The organism is Sphingomonas sp. (assembly GCF_013816785.1).
Classification (GTDB): domain Bacteria; phylum Pseudomonadota; class Alphaproteobacteria; order Sphingomonadales; family Sphingomonadaceae; genus Sphingomicrobium.
The window spans coordinates 1-16,218 of sequence record NZ_JACDDV010000018.1 but is presented as its reverse complement, the minus strand read 5'-3'; the positions used below and the strand labels follow the sequence as shown (position 1 = coordinate 16,218).

20 protein-coding genes are annotated in these 16,218 nt (G+C 63.5%); 12 read left to right on the top strand and 8 right to left on the bottom strand.

The window, feature by feature from the left end; all coding sequences use genetic code 11:
* Positions 1-2: 2 nt before the first annotated feature.
* From H0W65_RS05635 to H0W65_RS05620, 4 genes are read left to right on the top strand one after another with little or no spacing between them, the layout of a single operon-like run.
* The gene (locus tag H0W65_RS05635; protein ID WP_294004998.1) at positions 3-782 is read left to right on the top strand and encodes a F0F1 ATP synthase subunit A; all 780 of its coding nucleotides are present in this window, start codon (positions 3-5) and stop codon (positions 780-782) included.
* A gap of 32 nt (positions 783-814) precedes the next feature.
* Positions 815-1,042 (top strand): F0F1 ATP synthase subunit C, encoded by a 228-nt coding sequence (locus tag H0W65_RS05630; RefSeq protein ID WP_294004995.1) that lies wholly within the window; start codon positions 815-817, stop codon positions 1,040-1,042.
* Positions 1,043-1,091: 49 nt separating this feature from the next.
* Positions 1,092-1,586, top strand: coding sequence for an ATPase (locus H0W65_RS05625; protein ID WP_294004993.1), 495 nt, complete (start codon positions 1,092-1,094; stop codon positions 1,584-1,586).
* On the top strand, positions 1,579-2,130 hold the full coding sequence (locus H0W65_RS05620; protein WP_367120127.1) for a F0F1 ATP synthase subunit B: 552 nt from the start codon (positions 1,579-1,581) through the stop codon (positions 2,128-2,130). Before H0W65_RS05625 ends, H0W65_RS05620 begins: the two co-directional genes overlap by 8 nt.
* A gap of 3 nt (positions 2,131-2,133) precedes the next feature.
* Here the strand turns inward: H0W65_RS05620 and H0W65_RS05615 are convergent, their stop codons facing one another.
* The 5 genes from H0W65_RS05615 to paaG all read right to left on the bottom strand — a co-directional run bounded on the left by H0W65_RS05615 (position 2,134) and on the right by paaG (position 6,461).
* Positions 2,134-2,568, bottom strand: a complete 435-nt coding sequence (locus H0W65_RS05615) for a CBS domain-containing protein (protein WP_294004990.1) — start codon at positions 2,566-2,568, stop codon at positions 2,134-2,136.
* Positions 2,569-2,677: 109 nt separating this feature from the next.
* Positions 2,678-3,121, bottom strand: coding sequence for a hypothetical protein (locus H0W65_RS05610; protein ID WP_294004987.1), 444 nt, complete (start codon positions 3,119-3,121; stop codon positions 2,678-2,680).
* Positions 3,118-5,139, bottom strand: coding sequence for a phenylacetic acid degradation bifunctional protein PaaZ (paaZ, locus tag H0W65_RS05605; RefSeq protein WP_294004984.1), 2,022 nt, complete (start codon positions 5,137-5,139; stop codon positions 3,118-3,120). Before paaZ ends, H0W65_RS05610 begins: the two co-directional genes overlap by 4 nt.
* On the bottom strand, positions 5,136-5,558 hold the full coding sequence (locus tag H0W65_RS05600; protein WP_294004981.1) for a VOC family protein: 423 nt from the start codon (positions 5,556-5,558) through the stop codon (positions 5,136-5,138). The genes paaZ and H0W65_RS05600 overlap by 4 nt, the downstream gene beginning before the upstream one ends.
* Before the next feature lie 123 nt (positions 5,559-5,681).
* Positions 5,682-6,461 (bottom strand): 2-(1,2-epoxy-1,2-dihydrophenyl)acetyl-CoA isomerase PaaG, encoded by a 780-nt coding sequence (gene paaG / locus H0W65_RS05595; protein ID WP_294004978.1) that lies wholly within the window; start codon positions 6,459-6,461, stop codon positions 5,682-5,684.
* A 130-nt stretch (positions 6,462-6,591) separates the two neighbouring features.
* Here paaG and H0W65_RS05590 point away from each other — a divergent pair, with 130 nt between their 5' ends.
* The gene (locus H0W65_RS05590) at positions 6,592-7,095 is read left to right on the top strand and encodes a DUF4402 domain-containing protein (protein WP_294004975.1); all 504 of its coding nucleotides are present in this window, start codon (positions 6,592-6,594) and stop codon (positions 7,093-7,095) included.
* 21 nt (positions 7,096-7,116) lie between these two features.
* On the opposite strand, the gene H0W65_RS05585 is transcribed toward H0W65_RS05590, so the two are convergent.
* From H0W65_RS05585 to H0W65_RS05575, 3 genes are read right to left on the bottom strand one after another with little or no spacing between them, the layout of a single operon-like run.
* Positions 7,117-7,713: an aspartyl/asparaginyl beta-hydroxylase domain-containing protein gene (locus H0W65_RS05585; RefSeq protein WP_294004972.1), complete on the bottom strand. Its 597-nt coding sequence runs from the start codon at positions 7,711-7,713 to the stop codon at positions 7,117-7,119.
* A 9-nt stretch (positions 7,714-7,722) separates the two neighbouring features.
* On the bottom strand, positions 7,723-8,343 hold the full coding sequence (locus H0W65_RS05580; RefSeq protein WP_294004969.1) for a sulfotransferase family 2 domain-containing protein: 621 nt from the start codon (positions 8,341-8,343) through the stop codon (positions 7,723-7,725).
* 46 nt (positions 8,344-8,389) lie between these two features.
* Entirely contained in the window at positions 8,390-9,331 is a 942-nt protein-coding gene (locus H0W65_RS05575; protein ID WP_294004966.1) for an aspartyl/asparaginyl beta-hydroxylase domain-containing protein, read from the bottom strand.
* A 138-nt stretch (positions 9,332-9,469) separates the two neighbouring features.
* Between H0W65_RS05575 and paaA the strand changes: the two genes are divergently transcribed.
* The 7 genes from paaA to H0W65_RS05540 form a co-directional block, all read left to right on the top strand.
* On the top strand, positions 9,470-10,453 hold the full coding sequence (gene paaA, locus H0W65_RS05570) for a 1,2-phenylacetyl-CoA epoxidase subunit PaaA (protein ID WP_294004962.1): 984 nt from the start codon (positions 9,470-9,472) through the stop codon (positions 10,451-10,453).
* Entirely contained in the window at positions 10,450-10,731 is a 282-nt protein-coding gene (gene paaB / locus H0W65_RS05565) for a 1,2-phenylacetyl-CoA epoxidase subunit PaaB (protein WP_294004960.1), read from the top strand. Before paaA ends, paaB begins: the two co-directional genes overlap by 4 nt.
* Positions 10,728-11,234 carry a DUF3291 domain-containing protein gene (locus H0W65_RS05560; protein WP_294004957.1) on the top strand — a complete coding sequence of 169 codons (507 nt, stop codon included), beginning with the start codon at positions 10,728-10,730 and terminating at the stop codon, positions 11,232-11,234. The genes paaB and H0W65_RS05560 overlap by 4 nt, the downstream gene beginning before the upstream one ends.
* A complete protein-coding gene (gene paaC, locus H0W65_RS05555; protein WP_294004954.1) occupies positions 11,234-12,058 on the top strand; it encodes a 1,2-phenylacetyl-CoA epoxidase subunit PaaC in 825 nt (274 codons plus the stop codon). Before H0W65_RS05560 ends, paaC begins: the two co-directional genes overlap by 1 nt.
* On the top strand, positions 12,058-13,131 hold the full coding sequence (locus tag H0W65_RS05550) for a 2Fe-2S iron-sulfur cluster-binding protein (RefSeq protein ID WP_294004951.1): 1,074 nt from the start codon (positions 12,058-12,060) through the stop codon (positions 13,129-13,131). Before paaC ends, H0W65_RS05550 begins: the two co-directional genes overlap by 1 nt.
* A 77-nt stretch (positions 13,132-13,208) precedes the next feature.
* Positions 13,209-14,423: an aromatic amino acid transaminase gene (locus H0W65_RS05545; RefSeq protein WP_294004949.1), complete on the top strand. Its 1,215-nt coding sequence runs from the start codon at positions 13,209-13,211 to the stop codon at positions 14,421-14,423.
* On the top strand, positions 14,416-16,218 hold a 1,803-nt coding region (locus H0W65_RS05540; protein WP_294004946.1), incomplete at its 3' end, for a thiamine pyrophosphate-dependent enzyme. The genes H0W65_RS05545 and H0W65_RS05540, both read left to right, overlap by 8 nt.

The window sequence follows — 16,218 nt, the reverse complement described above, 5'->3', positions numbered from 1 at the left end:
GAGTGGCGGCCGAAACCAAGATCGACCCGATGTACCAGTTTCAGATCGACCCGCTGTTCGGGCATCTGGAACCTGGCAACCCGTTCGTCTTCACCAACAGCGCGTTGTGGATGCTGATCGTGCTCGGCGCGGTGTGGCTGTTCATGATCGGCGGGATGAAGCGCGAGCTGATCCCCGGCCGCTGGCAGGTCGCGGTCGAAGGGGTGACTGGTTTCATTACCTCAATGCTCGACACCAATGTAGGGCCGGAGGGGCGGAAATATGTGCCCTGGGTGTTTACGGTCTTCATCTTCATCCTGTTCGCCAACCTGATGGGTATGATGCCGTTCGGGGTAATTCCGGGTGTCCATCCGTTCACCGTCACCAGCCAGTTCACGGTGACCGGGCTGATGGCGATCATCAGCTTCTCGATCGTGCTGATCGTCGGCTTCTGGCGCCACAAATTCCATTTCTTCTCACTGTTCGTGCCCCGTGGCACGCCGCTGGTGATGATTCCCTTCATCTTCCTGGTCGAGCTGCTGAGCTTCATGGTGCGGCCGTTCAGCCTGGCGCTGCGGCTGTTCGTTGCAATGATTGCGGGACACATTCTGATCAAGGTGTTCGCCTATTTCATCATCCAGGGCATCCAGACCGGGACCCCGACCTCGCTTGGGATCAGCGCGCTGTCGTTCCTGTTCATAGCCGGGGTGAGCGCATTGGAGCTGCTGGTGAGCGCGATCCAGGCCTATGTCTTCGCGTTGCTGACGTCGCTCTACATCAACGACGCAGTCAATCTTCACTAGAGTAACTCGTTTTCACCCAAGGAGTACACATCATGGATCTCGCTTCAGCAAAAGTTATCGGTGCAGGCCTCGCCGCGATCGGCGTCGGCGCTGCCGCAGCCGGCGTCGGCAACGTCTTCGGTTCCTTCCTCCAGGGCGCGCTGCGCAACCCGGCGGCCGCCGATGGCCAGCAGGGCCGGCTGTTCATCGGCTTTGCCGCCGCCGAGCTGTTGGGTCTGATCGCCTTCGCCGTGGCGATGATCATTCTCTACGCCGTCTAAGCGTCGATGGAGCCGGGCTCATCCGGCTCTGTCCTCGAAGGATAGTTGAATGCCTCAGCTAAACCAGCTCGCGCTCGTCGCCTATTCGCAGTTTTTCTGGCTGCTCCTTGTGCTCGGCCTGATATATTTCGGGATCGGCAAGGCGATGCTGCCGAAAATCCAGTCGACGGTCGAGGCGCGAGAGAGCCGTATCGCCGGGGATATCGCCGCGGCCGACCGGGCGCGGACCGAAGCGGATGCGACCGAGGAAGCCTATCGCGCGAAGATGGACGAAAGCCGGGGCGAGGCGATGAAGCTGGCGGTCAAGGCCAAGTCCGAAGGGGCGCTGGCGACCGAGCAGAGGGTCGCCGAGGCAGACGCCTCGATCCAGGCCAAGGCGGCCGAGGCCGAGGCTCGCATCAAGGCAAGCCGCACGGCGGCGGTCGGCGAGATCGAAGCGTTGGCAGCCGGCTTCGCGAAGGATATCGCCGACAAGGTTGCCGGCCTGTCAGTCAGCGAGGCGGACGCCGCCAAGGCGGTAAAAGCGGTGATGGTCGATGGTTGAGCTATTCACGCTGACGTCCGCTGCGGTTGCGGCCGGGGGCCATGGCGCCGTTGAGCATGTCGACCCGACCGCGTTGGGCTTCGACCCGACCGGGTGGGTCGCGCTGGCGATGGTCGCGGTGTTGGCGCTGATGACCTGGAAAAAAGTGCCGAACGCGATCGGCAAGGCGCTCGACTCCAAGATTGCCGGCATCCGCGAGCAGCTCGACGAAGCCAAGGCGCTGCGTGAGGAAGCCGAGGCGCTGAAAGCCGAATATCAGGCCAAGGCCGATGTCGCGGGCGAGGAAGCCAAAGCGATGGTCGAGCGCGCCAAAAAGGATGCCGAGACGATCGTCGCCAAGGCCAAGCAGGATGCCGAGGCGCTGGTCGAGCGGCGCGGTAAGATGGCCGAGGACAAGATCGCCGCGGAGGAACGCGCCGCGATCGACGAATTGCGGGCTACCGCCGCCAGGGCCGCGACCGCGGCGGCGGCGAGCTTGATCGCTGCGCGCAACGACGCCGAGAACGACAAGCCGCTGACCGACAAGGCCATCGCGGGCCTTTAGCCGCTAGGCTTGCTGGTGCTGGCCGCCTGAAGCCGAGACGCCTTCGAGCGCCTGCGACGCGGCTTCCTGCTTTCCCTCGCGGCTAAGATCGCCAAGGCTGATCATCCCGACAATGCGGTTGCCCTGATCGAGAACGGGCAAGCGGCGGACCTGGGCATCGCTCATCCGTTGCGCGACGCTCTGGGCGTCATCGGTGTCGCGGGCACAAATCACGTCACTGCTCATCAAGTCGCGAACTCTGCAGTCGGGACTCCTTCCTTCGGCGACACCGCGCACCGCAATATCGCGGTCGGTGATCATGCCGATGACCTTGTCATTCTCGCACACCGGGATCGATCCGGTATCGGCCGAGAGCATGAAAGCGGCCGCTTCTCGCGCGGTCTGGTCGGGGCCGATGGTTTCAACATCGCTGGTCATCAAGTCGCGAACGGTCGCCATTTTTCTCTCCCTAACGAATCAAAAGATTCGCGGAGAGAACGAACGGGCGGCGAGCGCCGTTCCGGGAAGCGATGCGTATGGGACGTTTTAGCGAGTTTTCCAGCGGCACTCAGGTTCGGATCGGCAGGATCACCGAGCCGCGTCGCGGCAGAATATTGTCCGGCCACAGCTCGCCGCGCGCTTGGGCGGGCGATGGGTTGCGCACTTTCGAGATCCGCCCGCCCTCTTGCAGGAACCGAGCGGCGTCAATCGTATCGGGCGCGGTTTCACTGGCTTCGGCAAGGGTCACAACCGATGCCTCGTCACACCAATCGAGCAGCTTCGGCATGGCCTTGAGATGAGCGCCGGACCGGCGGAAGGCGAGCATCGCGTCGCGGTCTCGCCAGACCGTCACGGTCCAGAAGGTGAATTTCGGACCCAAGGCGGTGTAGCCGCTGACGAAGCCCTCGCTGCGCCGCAACTGACGCTGACTGCGCAGCGTGTCGAACAGAAATCCGGGGAGAAAGCGAAGCCGCCGGATGCGAAGCCGAGTGATGGAGGCGGTTGCCGTCACGGCAAATTCTCCGTCAACAGGTCGTAGGTCGCGACCAGCTCGTCCTTCTGGTTGAAGACTTCGACCGCCCAGCGGACCACGCCGCTGTCCTCGCTCTTGAGGGATTTCGAACGGACAGTGAGTTCGACCCGCATCGAATCGCCTGGATAGAGCGGGGTCAGGAAGCGCAGATTCTCAAGCCCGGTGTTGGCGAGGACGGGGCCGGGATCGGGCCACACGAACAGACCAGCGGCGAAGCTGAGGATCAGATAGCCGTGGGCCACGCGCCCTTCAAAGATCGGCGAGGCTTTGGCCGCTTCCTCGTCCATATGAGCGTAGAATTTGTCGCCGGTGAACTCGGCGAAATGCTCGATATCGGCAATGGTCACGGTGCGGCTGGTGGTCTTGAGCGTGTCACCGATGCGAAGCTCGCCCATGCGCTTCGTGAACGGGTGGCCTTCGACGAAATGCTTGGGCGCGCCGGGGATATATTGCTCGCTGATCGCGGCCAGCATAGCTGGCGTCGACTGGATCGCGGTCCGTTGCATGTAATGCTTCACACCGCGGATGCCACCCATTTCCTCCGACCCGCCGGCGCGGCCAGGGCCGCCGTGGACCAGCACCGGGAGGGGCGAGCCATGCCCAGTGCTTTCCGCGGCATTGTCGCGGTTGATGACCAGCATCCGGCCGTGGAAGGAGGCGGCGCCCTGGATAAACTCGCGGGCGGCGTCGGGCGAGTGAGTGAATAGCGACAAGGCGAGACTGCCCATGCCGCGATTGGCGAGTGCGATGGCGTCGGCGCTGTCACGGTAGGGCATGATCGTCGACACCGGGCCGAACGCCTCGACATCATGAACCGCGCTCGCCGTCCAGGGATCGTCGGCGCGGAGCAGGATCGGGTCCATGAAGGCTCCGCCGTCGGGTCCGGGCGACGCGGCGGGGTCACCGGCGACAATCCGTGCCCCGGCAGCGATGAGCTTCTGCACTTGGGCGCGGACGTCGTCCCGCTGGGCGCAGGAAACGAGCGAGCCCATTCGCGATTCCTGGTCGCGGGGGTCGCCGACCGTGGTTTTCCCCAAGCGCTCGCGGATCGCGGCTTCGAGCGCGTCGAGGTGCTTCGCCGGGGCCATGGCGCGGCGGATCGCGGTGCATTTCTGCCCCGCCTTGACCGTCATCTCGTTGACCACCTCTTTGACGAATAGGTCGAATTCCGGAGTGCCCGGGCCGGCCTCCGGGCCGAGGATCGAGGCGTTGAGGCTGTCCTGCTCGGCGACGAACCTGACGCTTTCACGCTGCACGACGGGGTGTGACTTGAGCTTTAGCGCCGTCGCCGCCGAACCTGTGAAACTGACGACGTCCTGACCGCCGAGATGGTCGAACAGATCGCCGACCCCGCCGACAATCAGCTGCACCGCGCCTTCGGGCAGTAATCCGCTGTCGATCATCACCCGGACAGCGGCTTCACAGAGATAGGCGGTCGACGAGGCAGGTTTGACGATCGCGGGCATGCCGGCGAGCAGTGTCGGGGCGAGCTTTTCGAGCATTCCCCACACCGGGAAGTTGAACGCGTTGATGTGGACCGCCGCGCCGTGCATCGACGTATAGATATGCTGCCCCTGGAAGGTGCCGTTCTTCGATAGCGGTTCGAGCGCACCGTCGAGTAGCACGTGCGCGTCTGGCAGCTCGCGGCGGCCCTTCGACGAAAAGCTGAGCAATGTCCCCGCGCCGCCTTCGATGTCGATCCATCCGTCCTTGCGGGTCGCACCGGTGAGGTAGTTGAGCTCGTACAGCTCTTCCTTGCGATCGAGGATGGCAAGGCCGAGGCCTTTGATGATCCGTGCACGCTCATGGAATGTCAGCTTGCGCAGGGCGGGGCCGCCGACGGTGCGGGCGTGATCGAGCATACCCTTGAAATCGAGTCCGCCCGAGCCCGTGGTGGCGACCAGGCTGCCGTCGATCGCCGAGGCAATTTCCGCGAGCTGCCCGGAGCCGGGAATCCACGTGTCATGGGAGTAATTGAGGAGTTGGGCGGTCTTCATCGATTCTGTCCTTCGCCGCTTCGGTCTGCCGGGCCAATACGCATCACGCAGAATTTGTGGCCATCGAGGTCGCGAAAGTAGGCCCCATAAAAGGCTCGCTCGCCCTCATCGCTTCTAAGGCCGGGCGCGCCGTCGTCGGCCGCTCCAAGCGCGAGCGCCTGCGCATGGAATCGATCGACCGCGCCTCGGCTCGGCATGGCCATGGCGATCATGCTGCCGTTGCCGACGGTCGCCGGCTGTCCGTCGTAAGGCCCGGTAATCACGAGCGACGGGCTTTGCCGATCCACTCCGTACATGGTGAAGCCGGCGTGATCGGGCGGCTCCAGAAGACGCCTGGCGCCGAGCGTTGCCAACAGGGCGTCATAGAAGGCGAGCGCCCGCGGCAGATTGTTGGTGCCGATCGTTGCGTAGGATATCACGCCTTTCTCCATTCGGACTGTCGGGAACGACCGTCATTCAATCGCCTGGGTGATTGGTCAAGGGACCGCCGTTGGCGTCGGGACGACCGTTAACTGAAGCGGCGGCAGGATCGTTCCGCGCGTTCAACGTCCCTCGAACTTTGCCGGGCGCTTTTCGAGAAACGCCGTTACGCCTTCGCGATAGTCGGCGGTGAAGCCGAGGCGGCGCATTTCGTCGCGCTGGAGGTCGAGTTCCTGGTCAAGGGTGCGCGATCCGGTGGTGCGGATGATCGCCTTAATCGCGGCAAGGCCGAGTGGGGGGAGGCTGGCAAGTTTCGCGGCGAGCGCATCGACCTCGGCGTCAAGCGCGTCGTCTTCGACGCATTTCCAGATGAGGCCCCAGTCGGCGGCTTTCGCGGCGGGCAGCGCCTCACCGGTCAGCGCGAGGCCTAGCGCGCGGGCCTGCCCAACGAGGCGGGGGAGGTGCCAGCTTCCGCCGCTGTCGGGGATCAGGCCGAGCGCGGAGAAGCTCTGGATGAACTTGGCCGACTTGGCGGCGACAACCAGGTCGCAGGCGAACGCGATATTGGCGCCGGCGCCGGCGGCGACTCCATTGACGCGGGCGACGACCGGCTGCGGCAGAGCGGCCAGCGTGCGGACCAGCGGATTCCAGCTCGCCTCGACCGTTTCGCCCAGATCGACCGGCTCCTCGCCCGCAACCGCACGGTCGTTCAAATCCTGCCCCGCGCAAAAGCCACGTCCGGCGCCGGTGAGGATGACGACACGAGCCTTGCCGAGGTTGTCGAGCGCGTCGCGAAGCTCGGCATGCATCGCTTTGGTAAAGCTGTTGAGCCGCTCGGGCCGGTTGAGAGTAATGCGGGCGATGCCGTCGGCGCGGGCAAGCTGGATCATTTCGTACGTCATCTTTCTTCCTAAAGGCCAAGGGGCATGCCGGATCAAGTCGGCTTTGGCACTGCCGAGCCTTGGTTAACGGCTTCGTAACCGCGCGAGGCTATTCCATTTGGGGTAATCGGCCGGGGTTTTTGCAATTCAAATGGCTTTTCCACGCAAGACCGGGATCTGGCTGGCGAGCGCTCTGTTCGCGGCGATACCGGGCGCGCGTGCCACCGCGGCGAGCGTCAATGTGACCGCGTCGGTCAAGACCGTGAAGCCGTTGGTCCTGACCGCCAAGCAAAATTTGGATTTCGGCCTAATCATCCTGACTCGCGTCACCGCGCCGACCAGCGTTTCCATCAGCCAGGCCGGCGTCAAGACGTGCGGCGTTGGCCTGACCTGCTCGGGAGCATCGCTGCCGGCGATCTTCAGCCTGACCGGCACCAACAACACGCCGGTGCGTATCGTGACCGCGCCCTCCAGCCTGACCAACGCCACGGGCAATAGCGTCGCTTTCACCCCTAACGCACCGACGACGCTCACCCTCGCCAACTCCGGCAGCAAAGGCGACGATTTCAACGTCGGCGGTTCGATCGCTCTCACCCCGACCACCGCCGATGGGCTGTACAGCGGGAACGTGGAGATTACTGTCGATTATCAGTGACTGTACGGCTTTTGGCCGCGATCAGGCCGCGCCCGCTGCTGAAAGCCAGTCGGGTTCGGGCTGGTCGAGGTCGTAATATTCAAAAATCAGATGAATTCGATCCGTGCTGCCGAGGTTCTGGACCGCGTGAACGCCCATATTGTTCACTTCGATCGCTTCGCCGACCGCAAATTTATAGCCGGTTCCGTCGACGAAGAAGGTTACGTCGTCATTGGTCTGGATCGGCACGTGGATCTTGTGCGGCCATTTGGCAGCCGGATTGGCATCGCGGTGCGGATGGATGACACCGCCCGGCCGCATCTTCGCCAGCATGATTCGAGGAAAGGCGCCCTGGACGTAGCCATAAGGTGCGGTTGCGGCCGCCAATACCGGCTCAAGCATCGATCGCCATTCCGCCCATAACGGCTTGTCGTCGGAGGTCCGCCAGTCGTTGAAGCTCGAGACAAAACGGAAGATGATGTGGCGCGTCGCATCGAGCGCTCCAAACCGATTGGGCTTGGTGGCGTCTTCCATGTCCCAAATGGCGTCGGGAATCGCGATCACGGCCTCGCGAAGCCGCGCGACGTCGACGGTGCCCAGATGGCGAACGCTCTTGGTCTTGCGGGGGTTCGGCTGCATCCTTGATCTTCAGAAGCGGTAATCGAACAATTCCAGGTCGCGGCTATAGAGGTTGGCGACCTTGTCGATCAACGGCTGGTCGTAATATTCCCGATAGTTCCTGCGCTGCGACGAGTTGATCTTTTCGAGGGGCGCTGTCGGGATGCCGATCCGATCGCAAATCTCATCGTAAGAGCGCTGCATCTCCTCGACCCTGCCGACATGATCGGTCAACAGCTCGCCCTCGGTATCCGTCACCAGCAAGTGCTGCGGCTGGAATAGAATGTGATGCAGCGGCGGCTTCTCCAGAATATCGCGCATCACGGCCTGCGGATCGCGGTCGAACTGGCCGCTGTCCCGGGTCATGAAGGCACAGTAGGAAACGAAGCGGTCGAACGGGTTTCGAACGAAGGCGAATTTGAAAAAAGTCTCCCATTCCTCCTGCCTCAGATAGGGCCGGATCTGCTTTAGGCTGAGGTGGCCATGCTGCAATTTGGCAAGCTCTGGAATCGGGAAATGCTTTTTGAGGAACAGGCCGACCTGCTCCAGGTCCTGCGCCCCCAAATGCTTCCTAAGTGCCTGACGCACGGAGTGAGTCCCGGTCTTGGGGACTGCGACGAAGATAAATTTGTGCAGGGAAGAAATAATCATCGGCCTTGCGCCGTCAATTCAATCGACTTGTAGGACATGCTGGCGGTCAGTGTCGCGTCGGGACGGGCGACACGGCGTTCCACAAAACTAGCGCGTCTATCGTGAAATCCAGGCCCTGATTGTTGCTCAGCCGAATATTGCCTGCGTTCAAGGATTTGAGCTCGCCGCGCATATCCTCGATCAATGCACGATAGGTCGGCAGGCCCTCATCCGATTCGCCGAAGCGCGCCCAGGCGGCGCGCCATGCAGAGATGAACCGGTCGAGCCGCTTCGCGACCGGCCCGCTCCGTGCGTCAACCGGGGCATGGTCCAAGATATAAATTAGGTGTCGCTCAATCTCCCACGGCGACATGACCTTGGGTCGATTAATCTGTTCGAACGTAAGCGGATCGCTGGTCGCCTCGCTTGAGGCATCGTTCCCTGTACCAGGGTCTGGTGGGGTTCCGGCCGAGGCCGCTTCTAGCAGATCCCAAAGTCTTTCCCCGCCGACCGTATCGAGGACAAGGTGTACGCGGCGCTCGCTTCCCTGGTTTTGCACATTGTGCAGCGCGAAAGAGTCGAACGCCCAACATTCGCCAGCCTCCATGTGCACCGTCTCCCCATTACAGGTGAACAGCACGCCGGGATTGGTGATCACCGGAATGTGGATCCGGACGTGGGTTCGCCAATAATAATGAATGTCGATATGTTCGGGCACCTCCGCACCGGCGGCGAGCGCCATCAGCCGGCTACGCCCCCACACGCAGTTTAATTCGGCCATCAAGGACATGATGTAGGGACATTGTTCGAGATGTTCGGTCGGTCGCATTGGACCTTCGAACGCGTCCGTCATTTCGCCTTGGGGTGAAACCAGCGGCACCGCCTCATTGCCTGCAAAGCCCGTGGGATGCGGCATCCAGGCAGACCGCGGCAAGGCCCGAACCTCCGCCGCCAGCTTGTCGGCGCTGAAGCGGATTGGGAGCTGCAGCAGCGGCTTGCTGAGGCGCATGGCCCATTATTCCTTACGAAACGTCAAAATTCTTGCTTGGCAGGTTCTAGTAGGTCGCCTCCTATGGGTCTGCAACCGCAGTCGCCGTGGAATATCGAGGGATTTGAAGCGGGCCGCAGGACGCGCTACATCATCCTTATGTACACTACTGAACTCGGCAAGAATGTTGCCTCAATCGATAGCTCCGAAGATCCCGCGCTGGTCGCGGCGTTCGAGGCGCGGGTCGCCGCGGACGAATTCATTGAGCCCAAGGACTGGATGCCTGAGGCCTATCGCAAAACGCTGGTGCGGCAGATTTCGCAGCATGCGCATAGCGAAATCGTCGGCATGCTGCCCGAGGGCAATTGGATCACGCGTGCGCCGTCGCTGCGGAGGAAGGCGATCCTGCTCGCCAAGGTGCAGGACGAAGCGGGGCACGGGCTCTACCTCTATTGCGCGGCGGAAACGCTGGGGACCAGTCGCGAGCAGATGATCGATGCGCTCCATTCGGGCAGAGCCAAATATTCCACCATCTTCAACTATCCGACGCTGACCTGGGCCGACATGGGAGCGATCGGCTGGCTGGTCGACGGCGCCGCGATCATGAACCAGGTGCCGCTGCAGCGCGCCTCCTACGGTCCCTACGCCCGTGCGATGGTCCGCGTGTGCAAGGAGGAGAGTTTTCACCAGCGCCAGGGCTATGAGATCATGATCGCGCTGGCCAATGGCACTGCCGAGCAGAAGCGGATGGCGCAGGATGCGCTCAACCGCTGGTGGTGGCCAAGCCTGATGATGTTCGGGCCGCCCGACGACAATAGCCCCAACAGCGAACGCTCGATGCGTTGGCGGATCAAGCGCGAGACCAATGACGAGCTGCGACAGAAATTCGTCGACATTACCGTGCCGCAGGCGGATTTTCTTGGCCTGACCGTTCCCGACGCCCACCTCGTGTGGAACGAGGCGAAGGGCGGTTATGATTTCGGCGAAGTCGACTGGGAAGAATTTTACGCGGTGGTGCGCGGCGAAGGGCCAGTCGCCAAGGAGCGAATGGAAGCTCGACGTAAGGCGTGGGACGAGGGTGCCTGGGTGCGCGACGCGGCGGCGGCTTACGAGGCCAAGAGGCTGGCCAGGGCCGCGGCGTGAGCGACTGGCCGCTGTGGGAAGTGTTCGTCCGCTCGAAGGGCGGGCTCAATCATCGCCACGTCGGCAGCGTTCATGCGCCTGATTCGGAACTCGCGCTCCGCCACGCTCGCGACACTTATACGCGCCGGCAGGAAGGGGTGAGCCTGTGGGTGGTGCCGTCGGCGTCGATCACCGCGAGCGATCCCGCCGACAGCGGACCGCTGTTCGAGCCGGCCGAAGACAAGGTCTATCGACACCCGACCTTCTATGACATCCCCAACGAGGTGAAGCATATATGACGAGCGACTGGCAGCTAGCGCAGATCAATGTCGGGCGGCTTGTCGCGCCCAGGGGCGACGCCGCGGTCCAGCCGTTCTTCGACGCGCTCGACCGGATCAACGCGCTTGCCGATCAAAGCCCCGGCTTCATCTGGCGGTTGCAGGCTGAAGGCGGCAATGCGACGGAGATCGAGGTCAGCCCCGATCCGTTGTTCATTATCAAACTGTCGGTTTGGACGGACTCGGATGCGTTGTTCGCCTATGTCTACCGCAGCGGCCATACGCCGGAGATGGCCCGGCGGCGCGAATATTTTAATGTCTCAGAGGGTGCTTATCAGGCGCTGTGGTGGGTGCCGACCGGGGCGATCCCGACGATCAATGATGGCCTGTCACGGCTATGGCAGCTCGACCGATTCGGTCCGAGCCTTCACGCCTTCACTTTCAAGGCCCGGTTCGCGCCGCCGGACCGCGCCGGGCCACCGGTCGATATGCAACCCGATCCATGGTGCGTTGGTCGCGCCTGATGCCTTCGCTGCCAGTGATTGAAAAAGACCAGGTACGTCACGCCGGCACGGCGCCCGACGGCGGGGCGTTCGATGCGCCGACAATCGACGAGCATGACGCTGCGCTAGCCGATTACGCATGTCGTTTGGGCGATGATGCGCTGATACTGGGGCAGCGCCTCAGCGAATGGTGCGGGCATGCGCCGGCGCTCGAAGTCGATCTCAGCTTGGCGAACATCGGGCTCGACCTGATCGGGCAGGCGACGCATTTTCTGTCGCTCGCCGGGGATGTGGACGAACTCGCGTTTCACCGCGATGTGCTCGATTACAAGAATTGCTGGCTGGTCGAGCAGCCCAACGGCGATTTCGCGCGGACAATGGCGCGGCAATTCCTCTATTCGACCTGGCAGCACATGCTGCTGACCCGGCTAACCGGGTCCAGCCAGCCGGGAATCGCGGGGATTGCCGCCAAGGCGGTCAAGGAGGTCGCATATCATCGCGAACTGGCCGCCGACTGGGTGATCAGGCTGGGCGACGGAACCGAGGAGAGCGCGCGGCGGATGGCCGAAGGACTCGACTGGTGCTGGCGCTTCGTGCCCGAACTGTTTGAGGTCGACGAGAAGCTCGAAGAACTGATCACGCGCGGCGTCGCGGTCGATCCCCGGTCATTCGAGGAGGAATATCGCGCGGAGGTTGTGCGGGTCCTGAGCGAAGCGAAGCTCGATCCTCCGCCCGACCAGCGGCCGATCCTCGGCGGGCGACGCGGACATCACAGCGAGCATCTCGGCCATCTGCTGGCGGTGATGCAGTTTCTGCCGCGAACCTATCCCGACTCGACCTGGTAATGGCCGAACATTTCTACCCGCTCAAGGTAGCGGAAATCGTCGCCGAGACCGACGAGGCGAATTCGATCCGCTTTGAGATGCCCGCCGAATTGCGCGATGCGTTCCGTTTTCGCGCCGGGCAGCATTTGACCCTGCGCACCGACATCGGCGGCGAGGAAGTCAGGCGCAATTACTCGCTGTGCGTCGCACCCGACGATGGTCAGTGGCTGGTGACCGTCAAGCGGGTCGCCGGCGGCGTTTTTTCAAACTGGGTCGGGGACGCGCTGAAGCCAGGCGACACGATCGATGTGATGCCGCCGCACGGATCGTTCACCACGGCATTCGATCCCGCGTCAAAGCGGCGTTATGTGGCGTTCGCGGGCGGATCGGGGATCACGCCGGTGATTTCGCTGATCCGCACCTCCCTGAGCTGCGAGCCCGGATCGCGCTTCACGCTGTTTTACGGCAATCGCGAATCCAATTCGGTGATTTTTCTCGAAGCACTGGCGGCGCTCAAGGACCGCTACATGGGGCGGTTCGAACTCTATCATTTCCTCAGCGACGAGGAAGGCGAGGTCGACCTGTTCAACGGCATGCTCGACCGCGCAACCTGCGACGCGGCGATCGGCGCGCTGGTCGATGAGCCCGACAAGGTCGACGCCTGGTTCATCTGTGGGCCAGGCCCGATGATGGACGCGGCCGAGGCCGCGTTGACCGACCGATACGTGGCGCACGACCGCATTCATATCGAGCGGTTCATCGCCGGAAAACCGTCGGCGGCCGCGGCGGCGCGACAGGCGGTATTGCAGCAGGAAGCGGCCGGCCTGTCGATCAGCGTCACGCTCGACGGGCGGACCCGCAAGGTTCAGTTCGATGGACGGAACATCCTGGACAGCGCGCGCGACGCCGGACTGCCCGCGCCGTTCGCCTGCAAGGCCGGAGTGTGTGCGACGTGCCGAGCCAAGGTATTGCGCGGCAAGGTCGATATGGCGGTTCATTACGGCCTCTCCGATGAAGAAGTAGCGGCCGGTTATATCCTGACCTGCCAATCGGTCCCGTGCGGCGAGGGCGTGGCGGTCGATTACGACGCGTGATGGCGTTTATCCTCCGCACCACCAGCCGGTAGGGGCACGCTTTACGCGGGCGCAACGAATCGGCTAGGCCGCTCGTCATGCTGGACCAGCCGACGACGACGGGAATGCGCGCGAGCGCCCAATTGCTTGAGGCCCTTGACCCGATCAAGAGCGACTCGCTGCTCGCGCTGATTGCGCTGGCCGAGGCCGACCCACGCAACGATAAGATCGACGTCGGCGTCGGCGTCTATCGTGACGGGGCGGGGGGCACGCCGATCTTCCGCTGCATCAAAGCCGCCGAGCAGATCCTGTGGCAGCACCAAAACAGCAAAAGCTATCTTGGCAGCATGGGCGACCGGCGGTTCACCGAATTGCTGCGGCCGTTCGTGCTGGGGCGCCACGCCGGCGACGAGCGGTTGCTCGGATTGCAGACGCCGGGCGGCTGCGGGGCGCTAGCGCTCGGCTTCAAGTTGGTCGCCGCCGCCAACCCCACAGCGCGGGTGCTGGTTGGGACGCCAACCTGGCCCAACCATGCGCCGGTGATCAACGCCGCCGGCTTGGAGATTGTTCGCTACGGCTACTACGACCGCGACGCGCAGGCCATCCGCTTCGACGAGATGATGTCGATGCTCGATGGCGCGCGGGCTGGTGATGTCGTGTTGCTCCACGGATGCTGCCACAACCCCACCGGCGCCGACCTCAGCCAAGACCAATGGGCGGATGTCGTTCGCACGGTCGCGCATCGCGGGCTGCTGCCGCTGGTCGACATCGCCTACCAAGGGCTGGCGTGCGGATTGGGCGAGGATGCGGCCGGGCTGCACGCATTGCTCGAAGTCTGTGACGAGGTGATCGTCGCGCAGAGCTGCGACAAGAATTTCGGCGTCTATCGCGACCGCGTCGGATCACTGTGGATCAAGTCGGCCGATGCCGCGACATCGGGCCGGGCGATGGACCATGTCGCGCAGATTGCGCGCGAAATGTGGTCGATGCCGCCCGACCATGGCGCGGCGGCGGTGCGGACCGTGCTCGACGACCAAGCGCTGACCGCAGACTGGCAGGTCGAACTGGCCGGGATGCGGGCGCGGATCAACAATATCCGCGCGCGGATCGCGGCGGCCGACCCGCGGCTGGCCTACATCGGCGGTCAATTCGGCATGTTCTCGATGCTGCCGTTCGATGCCCACCAAGTGCGGCAGCTGCGCGACACGCACGCGATCTACATGGCGGACAGCGGCCGGTTCAACGTCGTCGGCATGGCCGACGATGCAATCGATCGTTTTGTCGCCGCCGTGGTCGGGGCGATGAATGGCTGACGCCCATTTTAGGGCGACCGCGGCGGGCCTCGACTGGGCGGAAGTGGCGCGGTTGGTGACCACAAGCCGGGCACTCGACGCGCTCGAAGAGACCAGGCTCGTTCCCGAAAAAAAGATTCTCTATCAGTTCTCGGCGCGCGGGCATGATCTGGCGCAGGTTATTCTCGGCCTGCAGCTTCGCGATGGCGACGCGGCGTGCGGCTATTATCGTTCGCGGCCAATGCTGCTCGCGCTCGGCGTGCCGCTGGCCGATGCGCTGGGGTCGGGCATGGGCCGCGAAGGCGGCTATTCGGACGGCCGCGACATCGGCGTGGTGTTCAACTACCCCAATCCGGGCGGCTGTCACGCCTTGCCGATGTGCGGCGGGGTCGGCGCGCAATATACGCCGGCGGCAGGCTGGGCGCAGGCAATTATATACAAGGAGCGCGTGCTCGGCGAGCCAGCGAACGGCGCGATCAGTGTGGTGCTGGGCGGTGACGCCAGCTGCGCGACGGGTGGATTTTGGGCAGCGCTAACAATTGCGACAACGCAATCCTTGCCAATGCTATTTTACATCGAGGACAATGGCTACGGCATTTCGGTGCCGTCGGATTACCAGACGCCGGGGCGCGATATCGCCGCCAACCTCGGCAGCTTTAAGAACCTCACCATCTTCAGCGGTGACGGGACCGAGCCGGCCGAATCCGCGCGGCTGATCGGCGACGCAATTGGGCATGTGCGGGGCCGTAAAGGCCCGGCACTGATTCGGCTGACGGTGCCGCGGCTGGAAGGCCACAGCTTCCAGGACACACAGACCTACAAGAGTGAAAAGACGATCGAGGCGGAATGGGCGCGCGACCCCCTGCCCAAGCTCAAGATGTTCGCCGGCGACCTCGATTGGGACTCGATCGAATCCCTAGCCGGGGCCGAGGTCGAGAAGGCGCGTGAGGAAGCCGAGGCGCGCGGCGTGTCGTCGCCGGATCGTGTGACGAGCAACGTTTTTTTCGAGGGCGAGCCGAGCAGGGTTGGTGGCCGGGCAGGGCTGAGCGTCGACGGCAGCAGTGATGAGCCGCGGCCGGAGGGACAGCGGATCAACATGGTCACCGCCATCCGCCGAGTGCTCGATCAGGAACTGGCGGCCAATCCGAAGGTGCTGGTGTTTGGCGAGGATGTCGGACCCAAGGGTGGGGTCCACGCGGTGACCCTCGGCCTGCAAGACAAATACGGCCACGACCGGGTGTTCGATACCTCGCTCAACGAAGAGGGCATTATCGGCCGCGCGGTCGGCATGGCGCTGGCAGGTTTGATGCCGGTGCCTGAAATCCAGTTCCGCAAATATGCCGAGCCGGCGACCGAGCAGATCAACGATTGCGGGACGATGCGCTGGCGCACCGCCAACCGCTTTTCGGCACCGATGGTCCTGCGCATCCCCGGCGGTTTCTTCAAGTGCGGCGACCCGTGGCACAGCCAAACCAACGAAGTGCAATTCGTCCATAATCCTGGCTGGCAGGTCGCAGTGCCGTCGAATGCCGAGGATGCGGTCGGGCTGTTGCGCGCTGCCTTACGCGGCAACGACCCGGTGATCTTTTTCGAGCATCGCGCGATGCTCGACGATGCCTGGGCCCGACGGCCGTGGCCGGGCGATGCATTCGTCCTGCCGTTCGGGAGGGCGAAGAAGGTACGCGAAGGCGATGCCATTACGGTCGTCACCTGGGGCGCGATGGTGCCGCGATGCGAGGCCGCTGCCGACGGGATCAGCGCCGACCTCATCGACTTGCGCACGCTGATGCCGTGGGATCGGGAGATGGTGCTCGAC